Source organism: Flavobacterium inviolabile, from assembly GCF_013389455.1.
Taxonomy (GTDB): domain Bacteria; phylum Bacteroidota; class Bacteroidia; order Flavobacteriales; family Flavobacteriaceae; genus Flavobacterium; species Flavobacterium inviolabile.
Window position 1 is genome coordinate 302,891 of the sequence record NZ_CP058278.1, and the last position, 23,933, is coordinate 326,823.

Below are 23,933 nucleotides of genomic sequence, written 5' to 3' on the forward strand. Positions count from 1 at the left end.
TTTAATTAATTCCTTTTTCTTTCATAATCGCATTCAACCATTTCAACAGTACAAACATCATTAACGATGCCACTAATAAAAGACTGAAATTTACCCAGAAGAAATCTGTTTTATCTTCATAAGTATCCCACATACTGGCTAATACTCCACTTAGTTTATTTCCGATAGATGTTGCCAAAAACCAGCCGCCCATCATTAACGAGGTAATGTTGGTAGGACTCAGTTTGGACACTACCGATAGTCCCATAGGGCTTAAGAATAATTCTCCGATGGTAATAATACCATAATTGGCAACCAGCCACCAAACACTTACTTTTTCGGTTCCGTTGTTCCCCATTTTTACCGCGGCAATCATTACCAGTACCGATAAGGCGGAGATCAATAATCCGAAAGCAATTTTGGTTGGTGTTGACGGTTCTTTTTTACGGTTTCTTAAAAAGGTAAAGAATGCAACCACTAACGGTGTTAAAATAATAACCCATCCCGGATTTATGGACTGACTTAAGTTGGTCGCCCACAAGCTTACTGTGGAACCTTCCTGAGGCAGTTTTTCCGGTGCTACATTTCTAAAATATAACGGATAGTTTACTTCTTTTTTGACTACGCCGTTTTCTTTTTGCAGTCGGAACTGGTCGTCGTATAGTTCAACAGAGTCTTTTTTAAATTCAACCTGCTTTGCCAGTTTCAACCCGTTAAACACATTTGCGGTTGTTTCGGTTGTCTGCCTGTCGGTATAACGGTCTGCCCAGGTAGTCAGTGCCGATCCGTTTAATTTGAATACTGCCCAGAACAGGATTACCACACCAAAAATCGCTAAAAGTGCTGCAATTGGTCTTTTGTCCTCTGTTTTTGCTTTGAAATACAAACTGGCATAAAATAATACAACCGGAATACACGCAAAGATAAAGGCATCGGTGCTATCGGAACCGAAGATATAGCTGTCCGGATTCGCATCGGAAGCCACGCCTTTCAACAACCAGCCGATTACGCCAAATACCGCAGACGGTACCAGGATGAACAGTATAATTTTCCAGAACGGCATGTCGCCTTCCTGTACTCCTTTTTTCTGATCGTAACCTATATAGTGTTTGGTTCCGGACATGAATATCAATACTCCGATAAACATTCCCACTCCGGCAGCCATAAAGGCCCAATGCCACCCTAAAAGGATCTGCAAAGCAGCACCAAAGAAGTTACAGATAAAAGCACCTACATTAATTCCCATATAGAAAATATTGTAGCCTTCGTCCTTTTTGTCTTTGTATTCTTCTTTGGAATAGAAGTTCCCTAATAAGGTCGAGATATTCGGTTTAAAGAAACCGTTCCCTAAAATAACCAGTGTCATGGCTATATATAAGACGGTAATGGAGTGTACTCCCATCAGGAAGTACCCTATTCCCATTAATATTCCGCCTATGATAATTGATTTTCTGTAACCTAAGTAGCGGTCTGCTACTAATCCACCTATAAATGGAGTAAGAAATACTAAAGCAATAAAAGTTCCGTATAAATCAGAAGCTTCTTTTTCGGTCATTGCAAAGCCGGCTTCTACATCTTTTAAATACAATGTAAAAATTCCGATCATTAAATAGTAGCCGAAACGTTCCCACATTTCTGACAAGAATAAAAACGGTAAAGCTTTGGGATGTTTATTCCACATATATTGTTATTTAAGCATTAAAATTATTTTACTCCGTGCATCATTTTCTTAAGAACCGGAGTTAATAAGAATAAAACAACAGATGCAGCACCACACAATATCACGAATACCATAAAGAATTCGAATAGGTTATGGATCTCAAATCCGGCAAAAACACGGTATTGTGCGCTGATTTGATTGTCTGCTAATAATTTTAACTGCTCAGCCGTTGGTGTAACGGTTTTATCCAATACTGCCTGAAGGTCGATTCCAAGCTCCTCTGCTTTTTTGAATTTGTCTCCGGTAGCCGGCAAAATAGATCCTAATGTTCCTGCTAAAGCATATCCTGAAGCATTTGACAGGAAGAATACACCGTATAATAATGATGCAAAACGTTTTGGCGATAATTTACCTACCAATGATAGTCCGATTGGTGATAAACACAATTCCCCACACGTCTGGATCAGGTATAATAAGATTAACCATTTGATGGCTAACAATCCGCTGTTTCCTAAATCTTTTACATTGTAAGCAATGATAAAATAACTCACTGCGATCAGCATTAATCCGAAAGCCTGTTTCATTGGCGAAATCGGCTCGTTTCCTTTTGCTCTTAATTTATCCCATAGGATACTGAATGGTACTGCAAGCATCACCACGAATAAACCGTTGAAAATCTGCACCATTGACGGCGGCATCTGCCATCCGAAGAAGTTTCTGTCGGTCTGGTTATCGGCAATAAAGGTTAACGAAGAACCTGCCTGTTCGAAAGCAGCCCAGAAGAAGATCACGAAGAAAGAAACAATATAGATTACTAAAATTCTGTCTCTTTCAATTTTAGTTAATGATTTATCCGATAAAATCAATCCTGCCAATGTTAAACCACTGGAATAGATTAACGAGTAAATTACGTTTTGTCCAAATACATAATGGAAGAAAAATCCTAATCCTACAAATGCAATAACGGCAATGATTAATGACAGGGAAGAGAATTCTGCTTTTTGTGCTTCTCCTTCTTCAAAGTCAGCCGCATTATGTCCTGAAGGCAATCCTCCTAACGGTTTTCCTTCCGGCGTTACCACATATTTGTTTTTAAGGAAGAAGAATACTGCGGTACCAATTGCCATTGCTAATGCAGCCGCAAGGAATCCCCATTTAAACGCATGGATATCCCTCATTCCGCCTGCATCCTTAACGTCACCAACAATAGGACAGATAAATTGTCCTAAAAATGCTCCGATGTTGATTCCCATGTAGAAAATCGTAAAAGCCGTATCCAATTTGCTTTTTTCTTCTTTTGGATACAAACTTCCCACCATACTGGAAATATTCGGTTTGAAGAATCCGTTACCGAAAATAATAACACCTAATGCAGCATACATCAATGTTTTTGCCAACTCTAAGTTAGACGGGAATACGGTTGCACTGGTAAAAAGCAATAACTGTCCGATAGCCATTAAAGACCCGCCCAGCATGATACAGTTTCTGTTTCCTAAAAATCTGTCGGAGATAAAACCGCCCAACATTGGTGTCAGATAGCATAAACCAAGAAATCCACCATAAATTAAGGAAGCTTCCTCTTCTTTCATCATTAACGAGTTAACCAGGAATAAGGTTAACAATGCTCTCATTCCATAGAAGTTGAACCGCTCCCACATTTCGGTTCCGAATAATACCCAAAGTCCTTTTGGATGTCCTTGTTTTACTGTCTTTTCGCTCATTTGTATTGTTTTTGGTTTTTTGGTTTGGTTTTATATTATAACTTCTCTTTGATAAAGTTGGTCATTTTAGTGTACAACTGCAAACGTGTTTTTCCACCGTAGATACCGTGATTTTTATCCGGATAAATTGCCCAGTCAAATTGTTTGTTTGCCTGTACCAAAGCTTCTACCATTTTCATGGTATTTTGTACATGCACATTATCATCGGCAGTTCCGTGAACCAAAAGGAAGTTTCCTTTTAATTTGCTCACATGGTTAATAGGTGAATTGTTGTCATATCCTGAGGCATTCTCCTGAGGCGTCTGCATATATCTTTCTGTATAAACACTGTCATAATATCTCCAGCTGGTAACCGGTGCAACGGCAATAGCCATTTTGAAAGTATCACTTCCCTGGAAAATACAGTTGGACGACATGAATCCACCGTAGCTCCATCCAAAAATACCGATTCTGGTTTTGTCTACATAAGCATAGTTTCCAATTACTTTTGCAGCATCAATCTGATCTTCTACTTCAAATTTACCCAGTTCTTTGTAGGTGCATTTTTTAAATTCTGCTCCTTTAAAACCGGTTCCGCGTCCGTCCACACAAGCCACGATATAGCCTTGCTGGGTTAACATCATAAACCAATAATCATCCGTTCCGTTCCAGTCGTTGTTTACCTGCTGGGAACCCGGTCCAGAATACTGGTACATGAATACCGGATATTTTTTATTCGGGTCAAAGTCTTTTGGTTTGATTATCCAGGCATTCAGCTGGTTTCCTTTTTCTGTTGTTAAAACAAAAAATTCTTTTGTTGGCAAATCATATTTCGCCAGTTTGCTTTCCAAAGCTTCGTTGGATACGATCGTTTTAACAAGCTTACCGGTTTTTGTTTCGTGCAGTGTGTGTTTCGGCGCGTTTTTAGCACTCGAAAAAGAGTTGATGAAGTATTCGAAGTTCGGGCTGAAAGTAGCGCTGTTTGTTCCGGTTAGTTCCGTTAAACGCTTTTTGTCTTTTCCGGTTAGTTTAACACTGTAAACGTCTCTGTTAATCGATCCGTTTTCTGTAGACTGGTAGAAAATGGTTCCGGTTTTTTCATTAAATCCGTAGTAGTTGGTTACTTCCCAGTTTCCTTTGGTTATCTGGTTAATCAGTTTTCCGGTTTTAGCGTAGTGATAGATCTGATTGAATCCGTCTTTTTCGCTTGTCCAGATAAAACTGTTGTCTTTTAAGAACGTTAAATTGTCCGTTACATCCACATAAGCTTTGTCTTTCTCATTCAACACCACTTTTGCCGTTGCCGAATTTCCATCAACAAACAATAGATCCAGATTGTTCTGGTGTCTGTTCAGTACCTGGGCACTTAACGTATTGGTCTCATTGGTCCATTTGATACGGGCAATATAGAAATCGTTATAGTTATCTAAGTTAACTTTTTTAGTTGTTCCCGATTTTACATCGTAGATGTGTAAGGAAACCACTGCATTCTTCTCTCCTGCTTTCGGATATTTAAAAACATCCTGCGTTGGGTATAATCCCTGGTTGTACATATCCATGGAGAATTCCGGAACCTCTGTTTCATCAAAACGGATAAATCCGATTTTATCACTTCCGGCATTCCAGTCGAAAGCACGCACAAAAGAAAATTCTTCTTCATATACCCAATCCGTAATACCGTTGATGATATGATTTTTCTTTCCGTCTTTTGTGATCTGAGTGTGTTTTTTAGTTGCCAGGTCATATACATACAGGTTGTTTCCGTAAGCATATCCGATTTTAGTTCCGTCCGGAGAGAAAGTAGGCTCCTGTACTTTATAATCGGCAAGTTTGGTTAGTGTTTTTGCAGCAGTGTCGTAGATAAAATAATCTGCTACGAAGGAATGACGAAAAATCTGATCGGAATTGTTTGCAATTAAAATTTTCTTTTCGTCGGCATTGAACGTATAGCTGTCAATTCCCTGTAATTCTTTGAAGTCTTTAGAATCAATTAATGTCGCAACTTTGTTTAAAGTCGCAAAATCATACAAATCTATTTGTGATGATTTTGTACTCCGGTCAAAATTAAGTACAGTATACTGATTAGTATTCTTCATGGCTTCTAAAGCAGTCATTCCCTGCGTCCTGAAAGCCCCACCCCAAATCTCTTCTAAGGTGATTTTTTGCTGAGCAACTACTGATAATGAAGTCAGTAACAACAAAAATAACGATTTTTTAAAGTGTTTCATTTTGTCAAATGGTAAAAAACTTCCAATTTTAGTGAAAATTTATCAATTAGCCATAACTTATTGTGTTAAAAGCAAAATTTCAATTCCATTTTGAGTGCTATATTTTAAGATTTTACAATTATATTTCCTTCAAAAAAGCCTTCTGAAAATTATCTTCAATTGCATTATCGAAATCATATCTTTGCAGTAGAATTCAAGAAGAAGAAAAAATGACGAAAGCTATTGCTGGATTTTCGAAGTTATCGAAAGACGAAAAAATAAACTGGATTGCCAATACCCATTTTGCCAATCCTGAACATGCGAAACAGATCATTACCCAATATTGGAATTCCGATGCTGCTTTACAAAAGCTTCACGATGAATTTATCGAGAATACCATTTCCAATTTTTATCTTCCGCTGGGCGTGGCGCCAAATTTCCTGATTAACGGGAAAAACACAACGATCCCGATGGCCATCGAAGAGAGTTCTGTTGTGGCTGCCGCTGCAAAAGCAGCAAAATTCTGGTCCAACCGCGGTGGTTTTAAAACTACGGTATTGAACACCGAAAAAATAGGCCAGGTTCATTTTATCTATAAAGGAGATACCCAAAAACTGAAAACTTTCTTTCAGGATATCAAACCAAAATTCTTTTCCGACACCGAAAGCATTACCAAAAACATGCAAAAACGGGGCGGCGGAATTTTAGACATCGTCCTGCGCGACAAAACAGCCGAACTGGAACATTATTTCCAGCTGCATGCTACTTTTAACACCAAAGACAGCATGGGAGCCAATTTTATCAACTCCTGCCTGGAACAGTTTGCCAAGACCTTAAAAGAAGAAGCGCTAACGTATGCTTTATTTTCGGAAACCGAAAAACAGCTTCAGGTTGTGATGAGCATCTTGTCCAATTACGTACCGAACTGCATTGTTCGTGCCGAAGTGTCCTGCCCGGTTTCGGATCTGAAAGAAGACAAACACATTTCGCAGGAAGAGTTTGCCGAAAAATTTATCCGTGCCGTACAGATCGCCGAAATCGAGCCTTACCGTGCGGTTACCCACAATAAAGGGATCATGAACGGTATTGATGCGGTTGTAATTGCCACCGGAAACGATTTCCGTGCAGTGGAAGCCGGCGTTCATGCGTATGCTTCCCGAAACGGAAAATACAGCAGTCTTTCGCATGCCAAAGTTGAAAACGGGATTTTTACCTTCTGGATGGAAATTCCACTGGCTTTGGGAACCGTTGGCGGTTTAACCGGATTACATCCGCTAGTAAAGGTAGCGCTGGAATTATTAGGAAATCCTACTGCCGAAGAGTTAATGCAGGTGGTAGCGGTTGCCGGACTGGCACAAAATTTTGCCGCTTTGCGTTCCTTAACAACTACCGGAATCCAACAGGGGCACATGAAAATGCACCTGATGAATATTTTAAACCAGTTTAATGCTACCGAAGCAGAACGTCAAAACGTAGTCGCTCATTTTGAGCACCATACGGTTAGTCATTCTGCTGTAGTGGATTATTTAGCACAACTAAGATCATAATTACTTTGAAAAAAACTTTTTACAGTAACGGAAAGCTTTTGCTCACCGCAGAATATATGGTGCTCGATGGCGCAACAGCCATTGCTTTGCCTACAAAATTCGGGCAGTACCTTCAAATTGAAGAAGGTAAAAAGCAAACGATTTCCTGGAAAAGCTACGACAACGATTCGAGCGTATGGTTTGAAGATGATATTTCATTTGAAAGCATTATCCGGAAAGAGCATGCCGGTACAGAAGCGGGCATTAAGAATACGCTTATTGACATACTGCATGAAGCGAACATCCTGAATCCGGATTTCCTGAACGATGCAAACGGCTATACCATTACCACTACGCTTACATTTCCGCGTTTGTGGGGATTAGGCACTTCTTCAACCCTGATTAACAATATTGCCCAATGGCTCAACATTGACGCTTACAAGCTGCTGGAAGCCAGTTTTGGCGGAAGCGGATACGATATTGCCTGTGCACAGCACAATACGCCAATTTTATACCGGCTGGATTCCGATAAAGCACCGGTCGTTACTGCGCTGGATTTTAATCCGGACTTTACCGGCAATCTGTACTTTGTGTATCTCAACCACAAGCAAAGCAGTAAATCAGCTATCATGAGCTATTACAACAAACAGCACCGGATTGACACGATGATCCCTAAAATTGACGCTATTACAACGGCTATAGCCGCCACTAACGATTTGCAGCAATTTGGAACGCTGCTTGAAAAACACGAGATCCTGCTGAGTGATATTTTAGAAATGGAAACGGTAAAAGAACGTTTCTTCTATGATTTTAAAGGTATCCTTAAAAGTCTTGGCGCCTGGGGCGGCGATTTTGTGCTGGCGGTTTCCAAAAACAATCCGGAAGAGTATTTTAAAGACAAAGGTTTTCCGGTTATCATTCCTTATTCTGAAATGATTTTATAAAAAAACAAACCATAAAAAAAGGCATCCGATCGGATGCCTTTTTTGTATATGCTCATTTGACTATTGCAGATTCGCTCTTTCGTCTTCGATTTTTGCAGCAGCTTTAAGTGCAGCAGTAACTCTGTAAGTAGAAGCTCCCTGTGTTTGTGTCTTGATCTTAGTGATATAAGAAGAGTAGTTTGGTAAAGCCGGAGCTTTCACTACATCTTTTGTTCTGATCATGAAAACAGCCATTTGTCCTTCAATTAATTTTGACGTTTTACCGTTTCCTAATCCAAATGCCGTACCAACAACTTTTGGCTCCTGACCGATATTTGGAATACTTGGGTTATCAAGTGTTACATTAGTAGCCAGTCCAACAGTTGCGCCCGATTTCTGAGCTACTGCTTCTAAAGTAGAACCAGTCATTTTAGCTTTGATCAATTCTGCTTTTTTCTGGTTTCTTAAGATTGGCGCTACCACTTGTTTTGCTTCTTCTAAACCAATGAAACCTGTTTCGTTTTTAGTTTTCAATTTCGCAATGATGTGTCCTTCCAAGTTGTCAAATTTCTTAACCGCTCCTTCTTTAGTATCTTTATTGAAAGCCCAAAGTACGATTTGTCTTTGATTTTGAATTCCCGGTAAGCTTTCGTCTGTAGCTTTAACGTTCATAGCCGGTACTACCGCTAATCCCATTTCTTTAGCTACTTTGTCAAAATCTTTATCAGCAGCTTCTGCTTCTAATTTTGTAGCTTTTACGTAAATCGCATCAGCAGTTGCCTCAGACGGCTCGATTTTTTGTGCAATTGTCGCTAAACGAACCGCATCATATTTATCGGTGATTTTGATAACGTGGTATCCGTATTCTGTTTCAACCAATCCGATTTTTCCAACCGGGTTGTTGAAAACGAAATCGTTGAATGTTTTTACCATTTGTCCCGGTCTGATGTTGTCATACTCACCACCTGTTTGTTTAGAACCCGGATCATCTGTATTGGTCATCGCCAACATTGCAAAGTTTGCAGGATTAGCCAAAGCTTGTTTTAACAAGTCTTCTGCTTTTGCTTTTGCTTCTTCTTTAGTTCTTGTAATACCTGGCATTTTACCGGCAAATCCAACTAAAATGTGGCTTGCTTTTGCAGTAGCATTTCCTTTTCTCCCCATCATTTTAGAAAGACAGTAGTAACCGTCATGAATGTATGGTCCGAAAACTTCTCCAACCGGAAGGTTGAATAATTGCTCCTGGTTTTCTAAAGGAAGGTCTTTTTTAGCTACATAAGAAGAATCGAATTTTACATCCGAATTTGCATTTACAAACTCTTCTACGTTTTTAGCACCTTTGAATCCAGGTAAGGTATCGTTAGTACCAGTTTTTTCATTGTAAACCACTTTACCTGATAATAATCCGGTAATTGTTGTTTTCATTTCAGCCTCATCTTCTTTTGAAGGTTTGTTTTCAAAGAAAACATACTCCACTTCACGAGAAAAGTCTGATTTATATTTTTTGCTGTTTTTCTTAACATAATCCATGATTTCAGTATCAGAAACTTTCACCTGATCGTCATTGATTGTTGTATAAGGAACGGCTACATAATCAAAGTTAACTTTGTTATTTTCTCTTCCGTAAGCTTCTTTACCGTCATTTTTAGTAACTACAAGACCCGCTTTGATCATGGTATAGTACATTTGCTCGGTTGCCATCTGCTCCAATTGTTTCTCATAATCCAACCAGTTTTTCCACTGATCCGGCTGAGACGAACGGATGCTCGCTACGAATTCGTTGAATTTATTATTATCAAATTGACCGGCAGCATTTAAGAATCTTGGATCCTGTGCGAAATTCGGGTTTTGTTTGATAACATTAACCATTTGGTCTTTTCCGATTTTCAATCCTAATTTTTCAAATTCAGCACCTAGAAGGATTTGCTTAACTTCCTGATCCCAAACTCCGTTTGAAGCTTGCGTATTCGTAATTCCCTGACCGTTTTTTTCGGCCATTGCTACTTTCTGCAAAAATTCCTGAGCTGAGATATCTACTCCATTAACACTCCCCACGTTACGTGAACTTTGTCTAAACCCTCCGCTGTTGATAACGTCACCAACTACGAATGCTAACAAACAAAATCCGATAACCCCAATTAAAAGAATCGAACGTTGTCTAATTTTTGATAAAACTGCCATCTTATATGATTATTTTTTTTATTCAGTGGGCGAAAATACAATTATCTATTTAATAATAAAAGATGTGTCGCTATATTTTCAATTATTTTTACTTTTTTATTGGGATATTTCTTTATTCCCGGATGCGAACCTCAATTAGTTCAATTTTTTTATTGGATGCTTCCCGAATCAGTATTTTAAAATTGTGCAGGTTCAATTCCTGTCCTTCCTGCGGGATTTCCTTTGTAGCGTGCACGATAAAGCCTCCCAGGGTAACATAGGAATCGCTCTCCGGAATTTTCAGACTGTATTTCTGATTAACGTATTCTACGTTTAACCGGGCCGAAAATAAATAGGAATTATCTTTTCTTTTTTCTTCGATCAATTCTTCCAGATCGTGCTCGTCTTCAATTTCACCAAAAAGCTCCTCAATGATATCTTCCACGGTAACGATACCCGACGTGCCACCATATTCGTCCATTACTACCGCCATACTTTTCCGTTTCTTGGTCAGTATATCCAGAACTTCCTTTATTAAAACCGTTTCCGGCACATATTCTATAGGGATCATGACGGTTTTAATATCCACCGGTTTTTTAAACAGTTCAAAAGAGTGCACATATCCGACCACATTGTCCAGGGTATCGTTATAGACCACGATCTTGGAATATCCGGTTTCGATAAACAATTCTCTTAATTCGCTAACCGGATCTTCAATTTCCACTGCCGAAATCTCCGTTCTGGGCGTCATAATATCGCGGACTTTTAAATCGGAAAATTCGAGGGCATTCTGAAATATCTGTATTTCGGTATCTATTTCCTCCTGGTTTTCGGCCGCATTCATCTGCTCGCTGATATAGGTCCCCAGTTCGCCTTTATTAAAAGACAGCTGTTCTTTATCGCTTTCCAGTTTAAAAATACAAACGATTACTTTATCGGCTATGCCGACAATAATTTTTGAAATCCCGGAAAAAAGCAGGTAAAATCCATAGGCCGGCAGTGCCAGTACTTTTATTAAGGTATTCGGGTAAATCTGAAAGATCACTTTGGGCAAAAAACTGGAAGTCAGCAAAATCAGCAGTGTTGCAATCACCACCTGCATTATGAGCATTACAAAAGGAGTGAATGCCACGCCCTGCTCCCGCAGCAGCTGAACCACAAGTGCACTGGAAAAATAACCGTAAATAGAAAAAACAATGCTCTTGCCCAACAGCATCGAGGCGATGAATCGGGACGGTTTTTCGGTTAGTCTGGACAGTATTTTCGAGAAAAAGGTATTTTGTTTTTTCTCAATGCTCAGATAAACTTTGTTGGAAGCGATATAAGCGATTTCCATTCCAGAAAAGAAGGCGGAAAGTATTAAACAGCTTATGATTATCGCAATTTCCATATACTTGTTTTTTTGGGGTACTACCTTTTCATTTTATCGGAGAAATGGCGTCTGAAGAAGAACATAAAAAGTGCCGCTGCCGCAAAAAGAAAACTGATGATATAATTTTCTCCTGCCTGTAATTGCGTTACACCTTCATAAATAAACAATACTGCAACAACGATATACAGATAATGAACATATTTTAAAACTCCCATAATTTATTCCAATTTTGATATTTCTCCTCTATTCTGTTGGGCATTCATAACCGAAAAATCTTTACTAAAATCGATTCCTTTTCCTTCCAGATAACTATTGGCATCTGTAAATTTAAAGTATTTCTCGGTAAAAAACCATTCATTTTTCTGATCGTAATACAATTGTTCCGTCTGCAGTACTTTGCCGTCACTGGATGTAATCTTTACATGCCCCTGCAAATCAATAATATCTGTTTTGGCATAGGTAATGGCATAATCCGACTCCACATAGCTTTTTTGTGCTTTTTCATCAAAAAGCGTTACAAACACTCCTTTTGGAAATTCAGTATAAGGATATTTTAAATTTGAGAAATCCAGCAGCTTCGGACTTACCAATATCGCTTTTATCTTTCCGGAATCGGTATATTTCAAATTAACGTTTTCCGCTTCGCCAATGGGAGAAAACGGAACGGCATTAATTCGCTGTACCTCTTTGAAATTGCTTTCGCATGAAAAAAACAGAGTCACAGCAAGAACTGTGACTACATGTAAAAGATATTTTTTAGACTTGACCTTCATCGTCTTACAATCAGGTTATATACTATTCGTATTTTGTTCTCTTAAACCACAAATCGTTTACGGAAAGACCGATATAAACGCTGAAATAGTTTTCCTTGATAAGGTTACTGCTTGTCGTTCCTTTGCTTCCGTATTCAAAACCAATATTCAGGTTCGACAAACTTTTTCCGATCGGGAATCCGAAACCGGCATTGATCCCGTAATCTTTAATGGACTGATTGTTGATTACCAATCCTGTATTTTCATATCGGAAACCGGCTCTGTAGGTAACTCTGTCAAAATAGCTTGTAAAAGAGTTAAATTTAGGTGTGAAGTACCCACCGATAACATATCGCTGTGATTTTTCGAATTCCACATTCGTGATTTCGTCAAAACGGTTTAAGAATTTACTTTTATCCTGCATGGTAATTTCTGCTCCCACAAACCATTTTTTAGTAACTCCGATACCGGTTCCCAAAGCATATTTAGCCGGTAGTTCGAAATCGGTTCTTGTAGGATCATAATCTTTAGTATCCGAAACCAGTTCCGATCCGTTAGCCGAATAGGTAATGGTTGCTACCGATCCGGTGTTATCCGATTTCAGCGTGCTTTTAGGTGAATACGTTAAACTGCTGATCCAGTCATATTTCTTATTTAATTTTGTCTGATAGATTAATCCGGTATTAAAAGCAACACCACTGTATCGCGACGTATTGATCTCTCTTTTTCCTAAGTGAACATCTTCAACAAATCCAACCGATTTTGTTTCCACTCTTCCGAAGTTATATTGAAAATCAGCTCCGATGCTCAATTTTGAAGTAATTTTATATCCTAATCCTAAAAACACATTGTTAACGCCTCCTTCACCTGTGAATCGCTTATCAATATTTGCTGTTTCTCCGGTAGATAATGAGGTTGTTGTTTTCTGATCCACTTTATATCCTACAGAGGAATACGGCATCAAACCAAAAGACACTCCCATTTTCGGGCTGATCGGAAATCCTAAAGCCAGATAATCAAAAGTTGTTCTGCTGGCTGTTTCTTTCTGGGTCTCGTTCTTAAAAGTCGTATTCTTAGTAGTGGCTCCCACTGTAAAAGCGGTTAGCTTTAAAGAGGCAAGTGATGCCGGGTTTTGCAGATTAAGGTGAATACTATCCGGTAATATACCCAAACCTCCCATTGCCTTGTTTTCATGCGTTCCTCTGTATTTAACATCGCCAATACCGTAAAACGAATAAGGTGAAGCGGTACCTTCCTGCGCAAAAATCACAGAAGAAAAAAGCAAACTAATGCCTAGAATTATCTTTTTAATCATTTGTTGATTGTATATTGATATAAATGGTTCAAACTTTCCAATAGAAAATTTGGATTGGCAAATATGGTGTTTTTTACTCTTTTCGCCAAAAAATCCGTATCACCACCTGTTAAAATTACTGTTAAAACTTGATATTGTTCACGATAGCGTTCTATAAATCCGTCGATTTCCTGTAAAACCCCATTCACCACACCCGAATGTATCGCCTGTTTTGTGGAGTCACCAATAAAACCCTCAGGACTTTCCAGAGTTAATAACGGCAGTTTTGCCGTATAATTATGCAGGGCTTCATAGCGGAGGCGAAATCCCGGCGAAATGGCTCCGCCCAGATAATTATCGTCTGCATCAACAAAATCATAGGTAATACAGGTTCCGGAATCGATAATCAGCCGGTTTTGCTTCGGGTATTTAAAAACCGCTCCGGCTGCCAGCACCATTCTGTCTACACCCAAGGTTTTAGGTGTTTCATAGCGGTTTTCAAAAGGCATGCTGCTATCGGACGTTATTTTATACAACTCTACTCTCTTTTCAAGCCATTCCAGAACCGTTTCATCCAAAAAACCGACCCTGGACAGCGTTGCCTTTGTAATTACCGGGTACTGCCGGAAAATATTTTCCAGTTTTTCAACCGCTTCTTTTTTATCAAAAACCGCATCCAGAACAAAGGTATCCCCCTCAAATACAGCCGCTTTTATTCTTGTATTTCCAACATCTATAGCTAAAAGCATTCTTTCTTTAATTAGATTTCAAAGATACAAATAGATTTTTTTATCAAATTGTTTTGGATAAATAAAAAATGCCCCTATATTTGCACCCGCAATAAGGAAGGTGCCTTAGCTCAGTTGGTAGAGCAATGGACTGAAAATCCATGTGTCCCTGGTTCGATTCCTGGAGGCACCACTAGAAAATCGCAAAGCAAATAAACCCCTGGATTTATCATTCAGGGGTTTTATTTTGCGGTAAATCCACTGCCCAATCCGGCAGCCTCCTGTATTATTCAACAGGTATATAAATTTCCGTTTTTAGTTTTTCCGGTTCCGTTTTGTCCGGATTATTACAATACTTCTCAAAGGAATGATAATCCCTTAACTGAAGATTCTTCTCCGGTAAAAGTGTACCGTAAATCCTGTCGTAAACCGCATCCAGATTATGATAAGGCCCTTTATAAAGAAACACGGCAAATTTCCCGCCTTTAATTTCTTTCACGCCGATATCGCCCTGCGGCTTCGCTTCCTTTTTAACGGCAAGACAAATATCCGTACGCAGCTTCTCACTTTTTGTTACTTTAGGATCATCATAATAAATAGCCAGATGCTCCATTCCGGCCGAAAATAGTTTATGCTCTTTTACGAACTGCCACAAACGCTGCCAGGACCCTGCAAAATCCAGACTTCCGTATTGACCGGAGAGATTGATATAAATGAGCTGTTTGGCCGCAATATCCATTACTTTAAAACCGGTAATATTTAACGGTACATTTTTTTCTACTGTTTTCATAATCTTATATTCTTTATTAGTTCTGTAATCCAATGGCGAAATACCATATTGCTGCCGGAATGCTTTGGAAAGCGAAGTAGGCACTTCATAACCCACTTTATAAGCAATTTCCGAAATGGAAAAATCTGTATACCGTATTAGTTTTGCAGCAGTTTCCAGCCGTACCCGGACAATATAACTCCCAATGGGCTCTCCGATAAAAGCACGGGTTATGCGGTGAAAATGATACGGCGAAAAGTGACTTATTGCCGCCAGTTTTACCAGGTCAACCGGTTCATCCAGATGATTATTAATGTATTCCACAATTACATTGATCTGTTTTTTATATTCTGCTATCGTTGCTATTCGCTGTTCCATACTTTCTTTATATTATAACCCTAAAAGCTTTATTATTTCTGCCGCATATACCCCGGCAATAAAAACCATCACAATCAGTATATTGACAAGCCATCCGGTTCCCAAAACCTTACCGGCGTTATTCCCTGAAACATACCACACATTAAAGACAATACTGAACGTCATGATAAAGTGCGAAAACCGGACAAACAATTCTGTTTTTACCATATTCAATAGGCTTATTTGTTTCCTCAAAAGTATAACGCAGCGGTCTTTTACACCTGTCCTATCTTGCTAAATTACAATCCTTTTTTTCATAAACATTTAACACCACATCCTGCTATTACAATAGCACTGAAATCTTTATCTTTGATATCCAATCTGATTCCCAAAACATGAACTCAAAAATAGCAGGCTTACTACTAACCGTAACAACTGTTTGTTTCGGACAAAACAATCCTAACCAAACCGCTCATCAAATGATCGACTTTGTAAATCCAATGATCGGAACACACAAAATGGGACACACTTTTCCGGGTGCCACAACCCCATTCGGTATGGTACAGCTAAGTCCGGAAACCAACAATGTAAACATGTTTGCAGATGGCAAATACAATCCCGACACTTATAAATATTGTGCCGGCTACCAATATGACGACACCACAATCTTCGGATTCAGCCATACTCATTTCAGCGGAACCGGACATGCCGATCTGGGCGATTTCCTGATTATGCCCACAACCGGAAAACTACAGTTAAATCCCGGCAAAGCCAACGAACCCGGCAGCGGTTATTTTTCGACATTTTCCCACACTACCGAAGTGGCCAAACCGGCCTACTACAAAGTACAGCTGGACAGCTACAACATTAAAGCAGAATTAACCGCCAGCGACCGCGTAGGATATCACCAATACACCTTTCCAAAATCCGATTCGGCACACATCCTGCTGGACCTGATGTACAACATCTATAACTATGACGATAAAAACACCTGGGTCTTTGTTCGCGTAGAAAACGATTCCACCGTGACCGGCTACCGCCAGACCAATGGCTGGGGAAGAACACGCACAGTGTATTTTGCCATGCAGTTTTCCAAACCCTTTGTATCCTACGGTCACAAGAAATATGACAAGACACCGTATAAAGGTTTTTACGGACGTTTTAATGAAGAAGAAAATTTCCCTGAAATGGCTGGGAAAAATATCCGCGCTTACTTTAATTTCAAAACGGATGAAAACGAAAAAATCGGTGTAAAATTCGCACTGTCCTCCGTGAGCACCGCCGGAGCCTTATTAAACCTAAAAACGGAAATTCCGGGCTGGAACTTTGAAAAAACAAAACAGGAAAGCCAGCAGAAATGGAATAAAGAGTTGGCCAAAGTTACCGTTGAAACCACTACTCCCGCAGAGAAAGAAACGTTCTACACCGCACTGTACCACACCATGCTGGGACCTATTCTATATGAAGATGCAGACGGAAACTACCGCGGACTGGATCAGAACATCCACCAATCGGAAGGATTTACCAATTACACCGTATTTTCCTTATGGGATACCTACAGGGCTTTACACCCGTTATTCAACATCATCCAGCCGAAACGCAACAACGACATGATCAAGTCCATGCTGGCTCATCACGACCAAAGCGTTCACAAAATGCTTCCGGTATGGAGCCATTATGCCAACGAAAACTGGTGCATGATCGGCTACCACTCCATTTCTGTTATTGCCGATGCCATTGCCAAAAACACTACCGACATCGACCTTAACCGCGCCCTGACCGCCGGAAAAAATACTGCGACCGTTCCGTATTTCGACGGCCTGGACAGCTATATGCAGCTTGGTTATGTTCCGGAAAACAAAAGCGGCAACTCCGTTTCCAAAACACTGGAATTCGCTTATGACGACTGGTGTATCGCGCAAATTGCAAAAAAAGCAAATGCAACCAAAGACTATGAAACATTTACCAAACGTTCCGAAAACTACAAGAATGTTTACGATCCTTCCATTGGCTATATGCGTCCGAAATTAAGTGACGGAAAATGGCGGGAAAATTTCGATCCGTTAGACACTCACGGACAGGGCTTCATTGAAGGCAACGCCTTGAATTACGGCTTGTATGTTCCGCATAAAATTGACGACATGATCGAAATGATGGGCGGGAAAAACAAATTCTCCAACCATCTGGACCAGATCTTTACAATCAAGCTTGCCGATAAGTATATCGAAAAAAATGAAGACATTACCCGCGACGGTATCATTGGCAGTTATGTACACGGAAACGAGCCCGGACACCACATTCCGTACCTGTACAACTGGACAAACAAACCGTGGAAAACCCAGGAACGCGTTCGTATGATTATGAATACCATGTATTCCAATTCTATTGACGGTTTGTGCGGCAACGACGATGCCGGCCAGATGAGTGCCTGGTATATTTTTAGCGCGCTCGGATTTTACCCGGTACTGCCCGGCTCCGACCAGTACGCGATAGGCAGTCCGATGGTTAAAGCGGCAACCTTACAGCTTGAAAACGGAAAAACCTTAAAAATAAAGACCGTTAACCAGGCTCCGGAAAATGTATATGTACAGAAAGTGACTTTAAACGGTAACGAAATTGACCGGAATTATTTACTGCACAGTGAAGTTTATGACAATAGTGAAATCACTTTTTACCTAAGCAGCAAACCAAAGCGATAAGTGATGCCATAATTCCAAAAAACTAAAACATTACCCACTAAGCAGTTACGTTTTTTATTACATTTTTTCATAAAAAAGCATTGGAAAACAAAAAAACAATTCTATATTTGCACCCGCAATAAGGACGGTGCCTTAGCTCAGTTGGTAGAGCAATGGACTGAAAATCCATGTGTCCCTGGTTCGATTCCTGGAGGCACCACTTAAATAAACCCTTGATATCCCAAAGATTCAAGGGTTTTTTGTTTCCAGTTCCTAAATATGGTTAAATATTATTCGCTAAATCAATATTAACAGAACTTCTACAAAATATTATCCTAGAAATTATTCACAAAAGGACTTATTAGACACCTTTGGCTCTAAACTTGGACAATATTTTTTAAACACACTTTTAAAAGAATCTTCAATTAACTGAGTCAACTCGACAACCTTACTTTTTGGAACCTGATATAATACTGCATCATGCATTGGTAATAAAAATTCAACTTCCTTGCTCTTCAAATAAATCTCAATAATGACATCTTTTAAAATCAAAGACGCTGTACCTTGAATTCTTTGGCTAATTAGCCATCCCTCCGTTCTATTTTCACTATTTATCAAACTTTTATACCTTCTATTCCCTAAAGTAGTTTCTATAAAACCATCTCTTTTAAATTTTTCAAAAATTGTAGTTTCAAAAATTTCTAAATTAGGAAATTCCTTAAAAAACAAATCAAGATTTTTTCCGCTATACTTCAGAATATTTTCTTTGCTCATCCCATAACAATAACAAAAAAATATTTTCTTTGCTAAATCTCTTGGCACAGTTTCATTTCCTAGCTTATTGCTAATTTCATTATAGATATCTTTATTATTATACATTTCAATCAATTTCAAATCCTTTGCCTCAAAGGCCAAAATACCTGCTTCAAATTGACTATAATCAATATATACCAACTCCATTTCTGATTTTGGAATAATAATATCTCTATACTTTTTATTTAACTGCTGCAATGAAGGTGACGTAGCTAAAATTCTCCCTGTAATTGTCCCAAAATAATCCAAGAGAGGATTGATATAACCTACATCCAAAGCCCCTATCCTCATAAGAATAGTTTTGTCTTTTGTTAGTTTTTTTTCTAAATAAAGTAGATTAATAAATTTCGAATTATTTTTCTGAAGTTTTATTGCGTCCCAAAATTCTTTTGAGTTAACTTTTATTTCTTTAAACCATGGAAAATCCTTAACAATTTTGCTCTGAATATTCTCATAATCATACAATGAAAAAACTCCAAATTCTAACTGAAGTCTATTTTTCACCTCATATAGCTCAATATTGACTTGCTCAATATACTTTTTTGTTTTCTTTGAATCTATTCGGATACCGTTGTTATAACACTCAAATAAAATGTTATTCAATTTACTTTCTATCCTTTCAAATCTTTCCTTTTCAGGTGATTCCAACAGTTCATTTTTTATCCCTATATATATATTTTCAATACAATCAAGCATAAACGAATAAACCGTCATCACATTAATTTCACCTGAATTAATTCCCAACACTACAGCCTTCGCTTTTTCAACTTTTTTTTGAAATTCATTTATGCTCAAACCATAATCATTGGGATTCAAACCACTCATAAGGTTCCAAATTAGCCAAGGCCTATCTTCTCTTTTATATTCATTTTTAGATCTTCCAATAAGTTGGCGCTTTAAATTTTCGACATCTATAAAAGCTAAATTTTCCCCTAAAGGAATCTCATCAATAAGATTTACATAGTCAAATGAAATTATTGTTGTCTTACCATTTCCATTTAAAAAATTCAATTCATTACAAATTTTAAACTTTTGACCGATTTGCTTCGTAAAGAACGAAATATGTTTATTCCCTTTATTATAAGATACATGTTTAAGTACTATTATTTCCATTCTTTATTATAACGATATTAATGTTGGCACATCATTTATTACCTGAGATATTTTAAGTTTGGGTAGATCAGACACAAACACTTCTTTCTTTTCATCATACAACTTCACATGCAAGTCTTCCAAATCTTTTAATATAACATTCGTATTTATCTCGTTGGGTGAAACATTTCTTAAAGCAATTAGAGCATTTCTCTGCAAAAAGTAGTTATTTGACAAATTACCTTTATTAAAAGAACTTAACATTACATGTTTGTAGTTTCTCCAATCTATTGAAGCTAAGTAAATATATGACCCTGCGGTATTCGCTTGATTTAGCTGATTTGTACTTTTAATATTTGATAGAGCAATCTGTATTAAATCGTCATCAGAATGCTTCATGTAACTCAAAAATAACCATAGATAATATGTTTGACTTTCGTAAATATTTTTAAGATTATCTTTAATTATTTTTTTAATCTCATTAAAGTTTTCCTGCCTAAAATAACTTTTATCTATAGACATTAATAACTTTACAAATGATGTTGTTAACCACGGTTGGTTATCCAATTCCGCCAAGACATATTCAATTATTCTTGAAAAATCAATTATATTTTGCAAACCTTTTGTTCTTGCAAAAAGCTGTAGCTTATTTATACAAAATCCTAGCTTCCTTTTCTTTAAAAATTTTTCTTCGTCATTAGTATTACCAACCACCTCCACAAATAATTTATAAGTCATATGTACAGCTTTCTGAACATCTCTTTTCCTTTTTGCACTTAATAAACTATTTATTTGATCAATTTCGACTAACGACTCCGGCAAAAACTCTTTTATAATATCTTCATCACTTTTTAAATCAAATATTGTAGTTTTAGATGAATTTAAATTCAATCCTAAATCTCTCATTGCTATCGATAAATCATAAATTGCTTTAACAGCCTCAGCCTTTGATTCACAGACAATTCTAATATCATCCATATATCTATAGTAATATTTATGGTTATTAGAATAAATCATTATTTTATCAATCTTATTAAGAAAAATATTAGCTAAAAAAGAGGAAGCATCTCTATTTTGAGGTATTCCAAATTCAGAATTTATCTGCTTATCATTCCATTCTTTTATCAATTCCCCGATACCATCAACAATCCTAGATAGTTCATCTTTTATACTATTCTCTGCATAATCATGAATTAAACTTTTTAAATATTCTGATAATAAAGTAGTGTTGATATTTTCAAAAAAGTTAGTTATATCGGCAACTACCAAAAAAGGCCTACCTTCTGTCAAAACAGATTTTGTTTGATAAACATATTTTTTCCATTGCTCAATTGAGTAATGGAACATATATTTATGATTCGATTTTCCCGAATTACACCTAAATGAATAAACTTGTGGATGTAATACATTATCAAGATTTTCAGACAATCTATCAACATAAGCTTGATAAACAATTCTATCAATAAAACTTGTTTCAATGGCCGGTCTTGTTGAATATCCCGACTTTGGAACTGTAAAGTGTTTAGCAAGCGAAGACGGTTTATATAGTTTGTTCTCATTTATTAATTTCTCAACTCTTCTATAAAAAAATGTCTTAGATAATAAAAATCTGAAATTTATCGGATCCTGAAACCAATCATCTTTCAAATCACTTTTCAATCTTTCTATTGCTCTCCAAATGTTTAATTCACAATTATTAATTATGATTTTCTCATAATTAATAATACTACCATCAGCTTCCTTCAACCCTATCTTAAGAGTATGATTAATATGTTTGACATATTCCAAAGAAGAATCAAAGGCACTTATTTTTTCATTTATTAAATTATGATTAATTTTTTTTACAACAATTGCTCCTGCAAAACCATTAGAATCAGAAATCTGCGTGATTAAACCAACTAAAACTGAACGATTAGAATAAAACAAACCAGCTCCAGAATAGCCAGCTATTTTTTCTTTTGCTTCTTCATCACTAATAGATGAAAGACATTCAATGTCAAACGTATTTAAATTGTTTGCCGATAATTTTCTTTTAAATTTTAATTCGTAAGGAGAGTTTTGCTTGAATTTAGGGTAACCGTAAGAATTAAAATAACCATTATGATTAATATCACCTCCCAAAATAAGCTCTCTCAGGTTTTCAGATTTATACTCTATAAGCATAATTGCTAAATCTTGCTCATATATGGGAATAATTTTATCACTTTTAACAGTATAATCATCATAATCACCATTCTCATTTTGCCAATAGACTGCAACCTCTTTTAGATTACCCTCATTTAAGTATTTTGCTCCATCTCTCTTTCCGTATAAACAATGTAAAGCTGTGAAAATATAGTGGGTATTACACGTATTATTTGTTTTATAGATAACACCTGTACCAATAATTTTTTCGGTTGAACCATTAAACATGGGCTCAAGTCTCACAGTATTGGCTTTTAACAAACTTGCTTGGTTATCATTTAATATAGATTCTTCATTCATAAGTCTACTATATATCCGTTTTTGTAATTAGGTTTTAAACAAGAGAAGTTATATCTTTCAAAATCATTGTTAGTAAATTTCAAATTATCTACAACTTCATCATAGTTGAAAATAAAAAAGTCTTTTTCTCCATTTTTATATGGTCTATTCAACACTTTTGCAAATGTCAACTTATTTGGAAGGTTTGATTTTTTTCCATTCGTACTGACAATAAAGTAGTTTGAATCAATCATTTCCATAAGTTGCAAGCTTAAGCTTCTCTTACTTGCATGATGTGATAATTTTATTAAATCAACTCTTAATCTTTCTATTCCCCTTAATTTAATAAGCTTTTTAACTGAATTTTCGACAACATCAGGATTGGCATCCCCTAAAAGAAATATTGATTTATTATTTACTTCTATCAAGAGAGCAATACTGACTCTGTTTTCAATTGTAAAATCTAACTCTTCATTTTTATTTTTGAAAATCTCAGGGTTTTTATTAATCAATTCCTCCACTGTATAATCATAATCGTTGGCTTCAGAAGAAATGTCATGTGAGTTTTTATCAATCAATTTGTTTAAATCCTCCTCAAGAGGAGACAATAATGAAATTTGAGCCCCAAAGAATTTTAAGACTTCAAATTCATTTATAATTATGTTGTTTTTTCTGGGAATATTAGAGTCCTTAATTAAACCTTGAATTTTGCAACTTTCAAGATAACTTATATCATTGTTGTCTTGAAAATTTGATTCTTCAAAAGAATTAAACCAAATGCACTTGATTAAACTATTATCTATTGAACTATCATTTAGCAAATATTGAATTCCCTTCACATGATCTTGATCTGTATGAGTTAATATCAATAAATCGATATTCTCATTTCTATCCCTTATTTCTAAAATTTCAGATTTCAGAAAAGCTTCATATTCAGATTTTTTATTTCCTCCATCAATAATAATATTTTTATACTTTTCGTCATTTCCAAGGAATCTTATTATCAAAGAATCTCCATTTCCAGCTTTAAGAATTTTTAAAGTATTACCCATACAACTTTATTAATTAAGTAAATATAATACAAATATTTTCTTAATTAAGAATATTACCACCAATCATATTACGTACTCTCCTCTAAGTCATTTACAGTTTAATATGATATACACTATACCATCCTAAACTCTCATAAACCTACATTAACCGCTTTTTTTCTTTCATAAGATTCACAACTCTTAAAAATGGTCAAATATTTATTGATAGCTATAAGTAGCTATTGGAGTTTAGATTACATTAGAAACAACACGTCAAAGCGTTTTGTCTTTTTAGCAATACCTGCACTCTTATATACTTCTCAAAAAACTACTGCTTTACATTAAAATCAAGATCGGCAATTCCGATTCCATTATATCCGGAGCTGTTTTTTTGCTTTATTTTTATTTATTTACTGCAACCCTTATTGA

17 protein-coding genes and 2 tRNA genes are annotated in these 23,933 nt (G+C 36.9%); 5 read left to right on the forward strand and 14 right to left on the reverse strand.

The features are described 5' to 3' along the window. Position 1: 1 nt before the first annotated feature. Genes HW120_RS01330 through HW120_RS01340 form a run of 3 tightly spaced genes read right to left on the reverse strand, consistent with a single transcriptional unit; the run spans position 2 to position 5,567 of the window. Entirely contained in the window at positions 2–1,660 is a 1,659-nt protein-coding gene (locus HW120_RS01330; protein WP_177730089.1) for a peptide MFS transporter, read from the reverse strand. Positions 1,661–1,683: 23 nt separating this feature from the next. Next, a complete protein-coding gene (locus HW120_RS01335; RefSeq protein ID WP_177730090.1) occupies positions 1,684–3,360 on the reverse strand; it encodes a peptide MFS transporter in 1,677 nt (558 codons plus the stop codon). Between the two features lie 35 nt (positions 3,361–3,395). Next, positions 3,396–5,567: a S9 family peptidase gene (locus tag HW120_RS01340; protein WP_177730091.1), complete on the reverse strand. Its 2,172-nt coding sequence runs from the start codon at positions 5,565–5,567 to the stop codon at positions 3,396–3,398. 209 nt (positions 5,568–5,776) lie between these two features. Between HW120_RS01340 and HW120_RS01345 the strand changes: the two genes are divergently transcribed. Beyond that, positions 5,777–7,093 carry a hydroxymethylglutaryl-CoA reductase, degradative gene (locus HW120_RS01345; protein ID WP_177730092.1) on the forward strand — a complete coding sequence of 439 codons (1,317 nt, stop codon included), beginning with the start codon at positions 5,777–5,779 and terminating at the stop codon, positions 7,091–7,093. Between the two features lie 5 nt (positions 7,094–7,098). After that, complete coding sequence (locus HW120_RS01350) at positions 7,099–8,016, forward strand: GYDIA family GHMP kinase (protein WP_177730093.1); 918 nt, start codon at positions 7,099–7,101, stop codon at positions 8,014–8,016. Positions 8,017–8,076: 60 nt separating this feature from the next. Here HW120_RS01350 and HW120_RS01355 read toward each other — a convergent pair whose 3' ends face one another. The 6 genes from HW120_RS01355 to HW120_RS01380 all read right to left on the reverse strand — a co-directional run bounded on the left by HW120_RS01355 (position 8,077) and on the right by HW120_RS01380 (position 14,322). Next, a complete protein-coding gene (locus HW120_RS01355) occupies positions 8,077–10,176 on the reverse strand; it encodes a peptidylprolyl isomerase (RefSeq protein WP_177730094.1) in 2,100 nt (699 codons plus the stop codon). Between the two features lie 112 nt (positions 10,177–10,288). Next, positions 10,289–11,545 (reverse strand): hemolysin family protein, encoded by a 1,257-nt coding sequence (locus HW120_RS01360; RefSeq protein ID WP_177730095.1) that lies wholly within the window; start codon positions 11,543–11,545, stop codon positions 10,289–10,291. 20 nt (positions 11,546–11,565) lie between these two features. After that, positions 11,566–11,742 carry a hypothetical protein gene (locus HW120_RS01365; protein ID WP_177730096.1) on the reverse strand — a complete coding sequence of 59 codons (177 nt, stop codon included), beginning with the start codon at positions 11,740–11,742 and terminating at the stop codon, positions 11,566–11,568. 3 nt (positions 11,743–11,745) lie between these two features. Then, positions 11,746–12,300, reverse strand: a complete 555-nt coding sequence (gene lptC / locus HW120_RS01370; RefSeq protein WP_177730097.1) for an LPS export ABC transporter periplasmic protein LptC — start codon at positions 12,298–12,300, stop codon at positions 11,746–11,748. A 22-nt stretch (positions 12,301–12,322) separates the two neighbouring features. Then, positions 12,323–13,594: an outer membrane protein transport protein gene (locus HW120_RS01375; RefSeq protein ID WP_177730098.1), complete on the reverse strand. Its 1,272-nt coding sequence runs from the start codon at positions 13,592–13,594 to the stop codon at positions 12,323–12,325. Further along, a complete protein-coding gene (locus HW120_RS01380; protein ID WP_177730099.1) occupies positions 13,591–14,322 on the reverse strand; it encodes a type III pantothenate kinase in 732 nt (243 codons plus the stop codon). The genes HW120_RS01375 and HW120_RS01380 overlap by 4 nt, the downstream gene beginning before the upstream one ends. A gap of 99 nt (positions 14,323–14,421) precedes the next feature. On the opposite strand from HW120_RS01380, the gene HW120_RS01385 reads away from it, so the two are divergent. Then, positions 14,422–14,494: transfer RNA gene (locus HW120_RS01385), tRNA-Phe, on the forward strand. A 93-nt stretch (positions 14,495–14,587) separates the two neighbouring features. Here the strand turns inward: HW120_RS01385 and HW120_RS01390 are convergent. Then, complete coding sequence (locus HW120_RS01390) at positions 14,588–15,448, reverse strand: AraC family transcriptional regulator (RefSeq protein ID WP_177730100.1); 861 nt, start codon at positions 15,446–15,448, stop codon at positions 14,588–14,590. 12 nt (positions 15,449–15,460) lie between these two features. Continuing rightward, positions 15,461–15,655, reverse strand: a complete 195-nt coding sequence (locus tag HW120_RS01395; protein WP_177730101.1) for a hypothetical protein — start codon at positions 15,653–15,655, stop codon at positions 15,461–15,463. A gap of 167 nt (positions 15,656–15,822) precedes the next feature. Between HW120_RS01395 and HW120_RS01400 the strand changes: the two genes are divergently transcribed. Both HW120_RS01400 and HW120_RS01405 read left to right on the forward strand, forming a co-directional pair. Further along, positions 15,823–18,126 (forward strand): GH92 family glycosyl hydrolase, encoded by a 2,304-nt coding sequence (locus HW120_RS01400; protein ID WP_177730102.1) that lies wholly within the window; start codon positions 15,823–15,825, stop codon positions 18,124–18,126. Between the two features lie 126 nt (positions 18,127–18,252). Continuing rightward, positions 18,253–18,325: transfer RNA gene (locus tag HW120_RS01405), tRNA-Phe, on the forward strand. Positions 18,326–18,447: 122 nt separating this feature from the next. Here HW120_RS01405 and HW120_RS01410 read toward each other — a convergent pair. The 3 genes from HW120_RS01410 to HW120_RS01420 are packed head-to-tail and all read right to left on the reverse strand — an operon-like array spanning position 18,448 to position 23,525. Beyond that, the gene (locus HW120_RS01410) at positions 18,448–20,031 is read right to left on the reverse strand and encodes a DNA polymerase (protein ID WP_177730103.1); all 1,584 of its coding nucleotides are present in this window, start codon (positions 20,029–20,031) and stop codon (positions 18,448–18,450) included. A gap of 6 nt (positions 20,032–20,037) precedes the next feature. Continuing rightward, positions 20,038–22,494, reverse strand: a complete 2,457-nt coding sequence (locus tag HW120_RS01415; RefSeq protein ID WP_177730104.1) for an RNA-directed DNA polymerase — start codon at positions 22,492–22,494, stop codon at positions 20,038–20,040. Beyond that, on the reverse strand, positions 22,491–23,525 hold the full coding sequence (locus tag HW120_RS01420) for a ComEC/Rec2 family competence protein (RefSeq protein WP_177730105.1): 1,035 nt from the start codon (positions 23,523–23,525) through the stop codon (positions 22,491–22,493). The genes HW120_RS01415 and HW120_RS01420 overlap by 4 nt, the downstream gene beginning before the upstream one ends. Positions 23,526–23,933: the final 408 nt, after the last annotated feature.